The following is an 8,103-nucleotide window of genomic DNA, read 5'->3' as shown; positions in this document are numbered from 1 at the left end:
CGGTCCGCCGTCAACGTCACCAGGGCGCCCTTTACGCCCGGCATCGCCTTGACCGTGCGCTCGGCCGCCATGCGCAGCGGTTCCAGCTCATTCGCCCGCGCCGCCGGCACGGTGATCGAGAAGTAAACCTTGCTGTCAGAGATAAAGACGTCCGAGACCATGCCGCGCGAGACGATATCGCCTTCGAGGTCCGGTCCGCGCACTTTCGCAAGAACCGCCAGAACTTCCTCTTTCGTCACTTCAGCCATGATGTCAAAACTCCCGAATGCCTATACGGTCCCCTCCCTCAAGACGGGATGCCGCGTTCGCAGATATATAGGAGTTGGGCATTGCCGGGAGCAAGCAAGATAAACCGCCGTTCGATCGGCAGCCATGTGGCGCACTGATCGAACGGCAGCTTTTCTTGTCACGCCTCTTGGGGCGCTTGCAGTCCCCTCTGGACCTGACGCTACAGAAGCACGAAACATGCCAGACGGGAAGATACTTCCTATTGATGAGCTTTTTCAGCCACTTCCGGCCAAAACGCCTGCTGCGTCGCAATATTCCTTGGCGGAAGCCGTGTTCGGCGCCGATCACGGCTTGAGCAGCGATGAAATTTTGTGCACCGCAGCATCCGTTTTAGTTATTTGATCAAACCGATTCTCAACGCCTTGGCGACCGCCTGGGTGCGGTTGACCGTGTCGAGCTTCTTTGCCGCGCGATTGAGGTAATGATTGACCGTATGTTCCGACAGGCCGAGAATTTCGGCGATCTCGGCGCTTGTCTTGCCGGCAGCGGTCCAGTTGAGGCAGTCGATCTCACGGTCAGTCAGCGTATCGGTCGGGCGCACATCCAGGTTGCGGATTTCCGCCAGCCGCTCGAAGACATGGATGGAGATATACATCAGCTCCATCATCTGCTGGTGCGTGAATGTCAGGCCGTCGCCTGCGAAGGAAACGGCGCCACGGCTGCCGGACATGTCATGAACCGGAAAATAAGCCCCCCGAACGACACCGAATTTTCCAAAAATGCCGCGGATGGCCGGTCCTTGGCGCTCGGGTGGCACCGTGTCCAGATCGAAGGTGAACGGGATAGTGGAGGTGCGCAGCCGCCGGAGCACGGGGCTCGTCTGCATCATGCCTTCCCGATCGAAAAGGGACATCAATTCCGCCGGCCAGTTGGTGATCACCGTATTGTTGGACAGTTCCAGCGACGTGGCGTGGGGCAGATTGAGAACCATGAACGCGCGGCAACCGTAGTACTCCGCCATCCGCTTCATGAACCGGAAGACGTCGAACTGGGTCTTGAGATCGGCGATTTCTTCGACGTTTCCGTCAGAGACCCGAGGGACTTCTGCTTTCTCGGTATTGGCCATCACTTGCTTCTCTGCTCGCCCGGTGGCGTCGAACGATCCGTGGTATTTCCCATACATCCGCCCAATCGGCCTTTCGTATTCGCAGTTCCCGTCTCAGACGCTTGGAACACAAGAGGCTCTCCGGATTTGCCCGGACATATCCCGCTGAACGTGTCCGCGTGGCGGAGGACTGCCATTTCAAATTTCAATTTGCTGCTGAATTCGTGGCTATTATTAATTCCGGATAATGATGACATACGTCCTCAACTTCGGATAATGATGACATCTGCTCGCATTTGCAAACCCTTGCATGCCTCCAGATGCTTGTCAGGAGATATTTATTGGGGATCAAATCACTTATGCAGGGCGTTTGCCGACTCTCTCGCGTCGATGATACTAATTGATCACCTCGGCATGCAATTGGAGATTTCACGTGGTGACCACATACACTTTCGAAGGCCGTGTCCTTTCCTCCTCCCTGTGCGAACTTGGAGAAGGCCCGTCCTTCGAATCGGAGACGCAAACGCTCTGGTGGTTCGACATTCTCGGCAAGGGACTGCATGAATTGCATCTGCCGACCGGGCGGGAGATCGTTCATGCATTGCCGGTGATGGGCAGCGCGCTTGCGTCGATCGATGCCGCCCGACAGCTGATCGCCAGCGACAAGGGGCTTTTCATCCGCGACCGCGCCACTGGCGAGCTTTCTCCCTATCGCGAACTGGAGCCGGAAAAGCCGGGCAACCGCTCGAACGACGGAAGGGTGCACCCTTCCGGCAGCTTCTGGATCGGAACGATGGGCCGGAAGGGCGAGGACGGCGTCGGCGCGATCTACCATGTCCGGCAGGGCGAGGTGACGAAACTCGTCGACCACATCAGCATCCCCAATTCGATCTGCTTTTCGCCTGACGGCGCGATCGGTTATTATGCCGATACCCGCGCCAACCGGCTGATGCGGATATCCCTCGACCCCGCAACAGGCCTGCCAAATGGCAAGGCCGAAGTTCTGGTCGACGAGAACGGCAAGCCGGGCGGCATCGACGGCTCGATCTGCGCCAGCGACGGAACCCTCTGGAACGCCCGATGGGGCCAGGGGGCCCTGGATCATTATTCGGCCGACGGCCGGCATCTGTCGCGTTACCTGGTGCCGGCCCGGCGCACCACCTGCCCGGTCTTCATCGGCAAGGATCGGCTGGCCGTGACGTCCGCCTGGGAGGGACTGGACGAGGCTGCCCGCGCCGCGGACCCCCTCGCCGGCTCGCTCTTCGAGATCGCGGTCTCGATCGAATGCGATCCAGAGCCCGTCTATCGCCTATAAAGAATGCAGAGGGCATACCAAACTAGCAAAACGCAAAAAAGTTCCCGCTTAATCGCCTAAAATTTCGGCAATCTTGCCCGGAACTAATCGCCTTTCATAACATTTTCCTCTCGAACTGGCGCGGCGGAGAACTCCGCAACCCAGCGCCGTGTGTTCGAAGAGATAAATTGAGCAGAGGAAGGTAGGTTCGTTATGAAGAAGACCCTCAGCATGATGGCAGCCGCAGTTCTTTTGGCGTCCACCGCCATTGCACCGGCGCTTGCGCAGACCCAGCCTCCGCCGCCGGCCTCCCCGGCTCCGGCAGCTCCTGCCGCTCCGACGGCTCCGGCTGCAAAACCGGCTGGCAGCGCGGCGACGCCAGCTCCGAAGACTGGCACCGACACGGCGAGCGCGTCCGGCGGCTATCTGACCGAACAGGCCGAAAACCAGATCAGCGCCAACGACTATATCGGCAAGTCGGTCTATAACGCACAAAACAAGAGCATCGGCGACGTTAACGACCTCATTCTCGAAGAAAACGGCGGCATCGTTGCAGCCGTGATCGGCGTCGGCGGCTTCCTCGGCATCGGCGAAAAGGAAGTCGGGCTGCCGATGAACAAGATCACCATGACGCGTGATGTGAACAACAACAACGAGATGCGCCTGACCACGACGGAAACGGCAGAAGCTCTTCAGGCTGCTCCGGAATTCAAGACCCTGGCAGACAAGCAGGCGGAAACCGACCGGACGACCACGTCCTCCACCGGCACCTCGATGCCTGCAGGCGGCGCCACCAACCCGTCGACGACCCCGGCTGCCCCGAGCAAGTAACCGCTCGGTCGGTTAAGGGTCCGGAACGGGTGACACGTCGTCACCACGAAACGGGGCGGTACCGCAGGTGCCGCCCTTCTTTGCAGGCGCAGATCGCGAAAGCCAAATCTCGGGGGTTAAGCCCGTTCGATGGTCATAAAATCGCGGTAGTGTTCCTGGAGATAGCGCAGGGTGGCGGCGCTGTCGGCGGGCCTGCCGTAATAGTAGCCCTGCCCCATCGCGCAGCCGAGTTCGTTGAGCTTGTCCGCGTCGGCCTTTTCCTCGATGCCTTCCGCTACCACGGCTAGGTTAAGGCCGTCACACATGGCGATGATCGCCTTGACGATATGCTCCGACGCCCGGTCCGTGGTGATGCGCGAAACGAACGCGCGGTCGATCTTCACCTTGTCGAAGGTGAAGTCCCGCAGCCGCCCGAGGCTCGACTGGCCCGTGCCGAAATCGTCGAGCGAGATACGTACGCCCTGCTGGCGCAGGTCGGTGATGATGCGCTGCGCCGTATCGGCGGATGTCATCACCGCTGTTTCGGTAATCTCCAGCTCCAGACGATAGGGATCAAGCCCGACGCGTGCGAGCGTCGCGAGGATGGTCTCGGTCGTGCCGGGATCCATCAGCTGTGCTGAAGAGAGATTGAAGGAGAGGAAAAGCTCGCGCGGCCAGGAGAGTGCTGCCTCCGCAGCCTTACGCAGTAACGTTTCAGAAAGTGCGTCAATAAAACCGCGCTCTTCGGCAAGGGGCACAAAAACCGCAGGTGAGACGAAGCCGAGATCGGCGTCGATCCAGCGGGCGAGCGCCTCGAAACCGACCACACCGCCATCGCTGATGCGCACGATCGGCTGAAAGTGGACGTCCACGGCATCGGCGATGATGGCGTTGCGAAGCGCCTGCTCCAGCTGTGTTGCCCGCTTCATTTCCTGGGCGATCTCGCGGGAATAGACAGTGATCTGCCCGCGGCCGCGGCGTTTGGAGCGGTAAAGCGCGGTTTCGGCGCTTTTCAGCAGTTCCTCGAAATCCTCGCCGGCAAAGGGATAAATCGCAAAGCCGAAGGAGGCCGAAAGGCGAACGTTGCGGTCGCCGAGATCGTAGGGCGCGGACAGGACGTCCTTGATCATCTGGCCGATACGCTCGGCGCCGATGCGCTCGAAGACCAGAGGCAGGATGAAGGCGAACTCGTCGCCATCATGGCGGGTCACGGTCGCGCCGTCCGGAATGCAGGCTTTCAGCCGATGGGCGACCTGGCAGAGGATCTCGTCGCCCGCTTCGGCGCCGAACAGATCGTTGATCGGCTTGAAGCCGTCGAGATTGGCAATGCAGATGGTAAAGGGTGCGGGATCCTGGGCCCGCTCGGCGGCCAGCAGGCGCACCTTGTCGCGCAAACGATATCTATTTCCCAGCCCCGTCAGGGCGTCGCTGTAGGCCATAGCCTGAAGTTCATTCTGGCTGACCTGCGGCAATGGGTTTCCCGCCGACTTCATGAATTATCCCGTTGCGCTTCACAGACCGGCGAAGGATGCGGGAAAAAGATTAAAAAATGATGGCCCGGGCTTAACTTACATGAACGGATTGATTAATCGGTTAAGCATACGAATGCTTTGCGGGTATGCCGAGATACGTCTGGAAGACAGCTTCCAGCGCCTCGGGGCTGATCGGTTTGAGGATCACCTCGTTCATTCCCGAGGCGAAACACTGGTCGCGGTCACGTTCGAAGGCCTGGGGGAGGACGCCGATGATCGGAATGGAGTTGTCGATCGTCTCCAGATTGCGGATGCGCACGCTCGCGTCGAAGCCGCTGAGCTTTGGAAGGGTGATGTCCATCAGGATCAGCCGCGGCGACCGCTCCTGCCAGAGCCTGACCGCTTCTTCGCCATCGGCTGCGATCGCATAACGATAACCCAGGCCCTCGAGTATCTGCGAAAAGACGATCTGGTTCACTCCGTTGTCTTCGGCGACCAGGACGTCGATGGCTGCGTTTTCGCCGGCTCGCGAGGCAATCTGCCAGTCCTCTTCGCGCCCGGCTTCAGTTACGGCAGGCTGGCTGAACTGGCGAGCGACGCCGGCGGCCAGATCCCGCTTCACCCGGACACCGTTGATCGCCAAGGCGGGAATGCGGTGTCGCTGGACGATTTCGAGGCAAGCCTTGTCCGCCAGCGTGTCGACGACGACGAGATCGATCGCGATGCTGGCTTCCTTCGCCAGCTGCAGGAAGAGTTCCAGTTCCTCGCCGTCTGAAACCGAAGAGGTATCGAACCCCAAGTCATCGAGAATTTCCAGCGCCTCGGCGCTCGTCCTCGGGTCGGAGGACGCGACCAGGACCTTGCGGTGGGAGAGAGCGGGCCTTTCGGGCTCAACCGCGACCTGCACCGGCCGGTCACGTTCATGCCGGGCCAGCGAGGTGGCGATCAATCCGCCCCGGCTCATGCGCGGCGTGATCTGCCCGTCCTCGGTTGCGACCAGCCCGGTAATGTCTTCCATGGCGGTGACCAGGTAATAACGGCCGGGTTTTCCGATACGGTATTTGTTGGCGATGATGACGACCTGCGAACCGTCCGGCCGCGTTACCAGTTCGGACATCTGCTGAGGCTCGCCGAGATCGAGAACCCCGCGATTGACGCGGTCGAGGCGTTGTTCCACCTGCGGCGGATGGATATCGGACCCTTTGCGACCGAGAATCGCTTCGGGCGGCAGGTCGAGGAAACTTGCGGCCATCTTGTTGACGGCGACGAAGGTCAGGTTGCTGTCCTTGACGGTGACCGGAAACGGCAGGTTGTCGAGCACCTCTTCGGTGATCTGTACCCGCTCCATGTCGGCGCGCCACTGTTCCTCGCGCTTCTTATGATCCGAGATATCCCTGACGACGCAGACGCCGTAACCGGACGACAGGCGGCGCTTGGTGAAGCTCACCCAGCGGTCGGTGCCGCGGCGCTCCTGAGACTCGGCCCGTTCCTTCCAGAGAGTGGCGATCTGTTCGGCAACCCAGTCCTCACGGCTCAGCATCCGGCGCGGACCGGAAGCGTCGGTCAAGAAGCGTCCGCCGCCATCATAGACGGCCCCGAGGAAATCCCGAAGACGTGTGCCGGGCGTCAGAAAGCTCTTCGGAACCGGCAGGAGGGTCAGCAATTGCTGGCTCGCAAAGACGATCAGGTCATTCTTGTCATAGACAAATACGCCGCCCGAAATGCCCTCGGAAATCACTTCGAGCATGACAGCTTGAATGTTTGCGTCCGCCGACGCCAAATCATTCATAGGATGAAACTCCCCGTATGCTTTTTCGGACCGAATGAAAAATCGGACCGTAATGCCGATATTCGCCTCTCGGCGTTATTCCTTCTAGTTTTCGTCTTGTCGGCGTGGGAACATGCTGGCTCCAAGTCCTCAACGGTAATCGGGGCTCGCATGACGGTGCCCAGCTGGCCGCCATCCCGGTCACTCGCGGGAAGCTGGCGCCTCCCCGGTTTCATCCAAGTTTAATACGGAACAAATTATCGCCTTTATCTTAAAGCCGGATTAATGAACGGCCGTGCATCAACCTTAAAGTTCATTTCAATCGGTTAGGAAAGGCGCGATCCGGGCTTTCCTTCCGGCGCCGAATCCGGGAAAATGGCGCATGTCCGTCAAACAGCTACCCGAGACCCTGATCAACCAGATCGCTGCCGGCGAGGTCATCGAAAGGCCCGCCAGCGCCGCCAAGGAACTGATCGAAAACGCCATCGATGCCGGCGCGACCCGCATCGAGATCGCCACCGCTGGCGGCGGCAAAAGCCTGATCCGCATTACCGATAACGGTTCCGGCATGGATGCGGCCGATCTCGATCTTGCGGTGCGGCGGCACTGCACCTCGAAGATTTCCGAGACGCTCGACGACATTCGCACGCTCGGCTTCCGCGGCGAGGCCCTGCCCTCTATTGGGTCGGTGGCGAAACTCACCATCACCAGCCGACGGGACGGTCATTCGGAAGGATCGCAGGTGGCAGTCGTCGGCGGAAAGATGTCCGGCGTAAAGCCGGCGCCCGCCAATACCGGCACGGTCGTCGAAGTGCGCGACATCTTCTTCGCGACGCCGGCGCGGCTGAAATTTTTAAAAACCGAAAAGGCCGAGGCCGGCGCGATCACCGAAGTGGTCAAGCGCATGGCGATCGCCTTCCCGCATATCCGCTTCGTGCTGTCGGGCTCAGACCGCACGACGCTGGAATTCCCGGCGACCGGCGACGACCATCTTTCCCGCATGGCGCAGATCCTCGGCGCCGATTTCCGCGACAACGCGATCGAGATCGATGCGATGCGGGAAGATGTCGGACTTTCCGGTTTCGTCGGCGTGCCGACCTTCCATCGTGGGAACTCGGCGCATCAATATGCCTTCGTCAACGGGCGGCCGGTGCAGGACAAGCTGATCCTGTCGGCCCTGCGCGGCGCCTATGCGGAAAGCGTGCCCTCCGGCCGTTATCCGGTGGCGGTCCTGTCGATCAGGATCGATCCGGCGCTGGTGGACGTCAACGTGCATCCGGCGAAGTCGGACGTGCGATTCCGCGATCCCGGCCTGGTGCGGGGCCTCATCGTCGGGGCGATCCGCGAGGCGCTGCATCGCGAGGGCGACCGGGCGGCGACGACCGGTACATCGGGCATGATGCGTGCCTTCCGCCCCGGCTTCCAG

At 60.6% G+C, this 8,103-nt stretch carries 8 protein-coding genes; 4 read left to right on the top strand and 4 right to left on the bottom strand.

Going from position 1 to position 8,103, the window contains the following annotated elements; all coding sequences use genetic code 11:
* Positions 1–248: iron-sulfur cluster assembly protein (locus MOV63_RS31525; RefSeq protein WP_247039664.1), on the bottom strand; the 248-nt coding region annotated here is incomplete at its 3' end.
* Positions 249–465: 217 nt separating this feature from the next.
* Between MOV63_RS31525 and MOV63_RS31520 the strand changes: the two genes are divergently transcribed.
* Positions 466–630 (top strand): hypothetical protein, encoded by a 165-nt coding sequence (locus MOV63_RS31520; RefSeq protein ID WP_247039662.1) that lies wholly within the window; start codon positions 466–468, stop codon positions 628–630.
* Here MOV63_RS31520 and MOV63_RS31515 read toward each other — a convergent pair.
* On the bottom strand, positions 623–1,354 hold the full coding sequence (locus MOV63_RS31515; protein ID WP_247039660.1) for a LuxR family transcriptional regulator: 732 nt from the start codon (positions 1,352–1,354) through the stop codon (positions 623–625). The genes MOV63_RS31520 and MOV63_RS31515 overlap by 8 nt on opposite strands.
* Before the next feature lie 412 nt (positions 1,355–1,766).
* Here MOV63_RS31515 and MOV63_RS31510 point away from each other — a divergent pair, with 412 nt between their 5' ends.
* The gene (locus tag MOV63_RS31510; RefSeq protein ID WP_247039658.1) at positions 1,767–2,648 is read left to right on the top strand and encodes an SMP-30/gluconolactonase/LRE family protein; all 882 of its coding nucleotides are present in this window, start codon (positions 1,767–1,769) and stop codon (positions 2,646–2,648) included.
* Positions 2,649–2,840: 192 nt separating this feature from the next.
* Positions 2,841–3,458: a PRC-barrel domain-containing protein gene (locus MOV63_RS31505; RefSeq protein WP_038540339.1), complete on the top strand. Its 618-nt coding sequence runs from the start codon at positions 2,841–2,843 to the stop codon at positions 3,456–3,458.
* 116 nt (positions 3,459–3,574) lie between these two features.
* Here the strand turns inward: MOV63_RS31505 and MOV63_RS31500 are convergent, their stop codons facing one another.
* Positions 3,575–4,930: a bifunctional diguanylate cyclase/phosphodiesterase gene (locus tag MOV63_RS31500; RefSeq protein WP_038540336.1), complete on the bottom strand. Its 1,356-nt coding sequence runs from the start codon at positions 4,928–4,930 to the stop codon at positions 3,575–3,577.
* 100 nt (positions 4,931–5,030) lie between these two features.
* Entirely contained in the window at positions 5,031–6,698 is a 1,668-nt protein-coding gene (locus MOV63_RS31495; protein ID WP_247039656.1) for a response regulator, read from the bottom strand.
* 361 nt (positions 6,699–7,059) lie between these two features.
* On the opposite strand from MOV63_RS31495, the gene mutL reads away from it, so the two are divergent.
* Positions 7,060–8,103: DNA mismatch repair endonuclease MutL (mutL, locus tag MOV63_RS31490; protein ID WP_247039654.1), on the top strand; the 1,044-nt coding region annotated here is incomplete at its 3' end.

This window comes from Neorhizobium sp. SHOUNA12A, from assembly GCF_023006505.1.
Classification (GTDB): domain Bacteria; phylum Pseudomonadota; class Alphaproteobacteria; order Rhizobiales; family Rhizobiaceae; genus Neorhizobium.
This window is presented reverse-complemented; position numbering and strand designations above follow the sequence as displayed.

Bases quoted from the DNA above. Each gene is read 5' to 3' on its own strand.
- MOV63_RS31520 (WP_247039662.1), top strand. From the start codon at position 466: ATGCCAGACGGGAAGATACTTCCTATTGATGAGCTTTTTCAGCCACTT.
- MOV63_RS31515 (WP_247039660.1), bottom strand. From the start codon at position 1,354: ATGGCCAATACCGAGAAAGCAGAAGTCCCTCGGGTCTCTGACGGAAAC.
- MOV63_RS31505 (WP_038540339.1), top strand. From the start codon at position 2,841: ATGAAGAAGACCCTCAGCATGATGGCAGCCGCAGTTCTTTTGGCGTCC.
- MOV63_RS31500 (WP_038540336.1), bottom strand. From the start codon at position 4,930: ATGAAGTCGGCGGGAAACCCATTGCCGCAGGTCAGCCAGAATGAACTT.
- MOV63_RS31495 (WP_247039656.1), bottom strand. From the start codon at position 6,698: ATGAATGATTTGGCGTCGGCGGACGCAAACATTCAAGCTGTCATGCTC.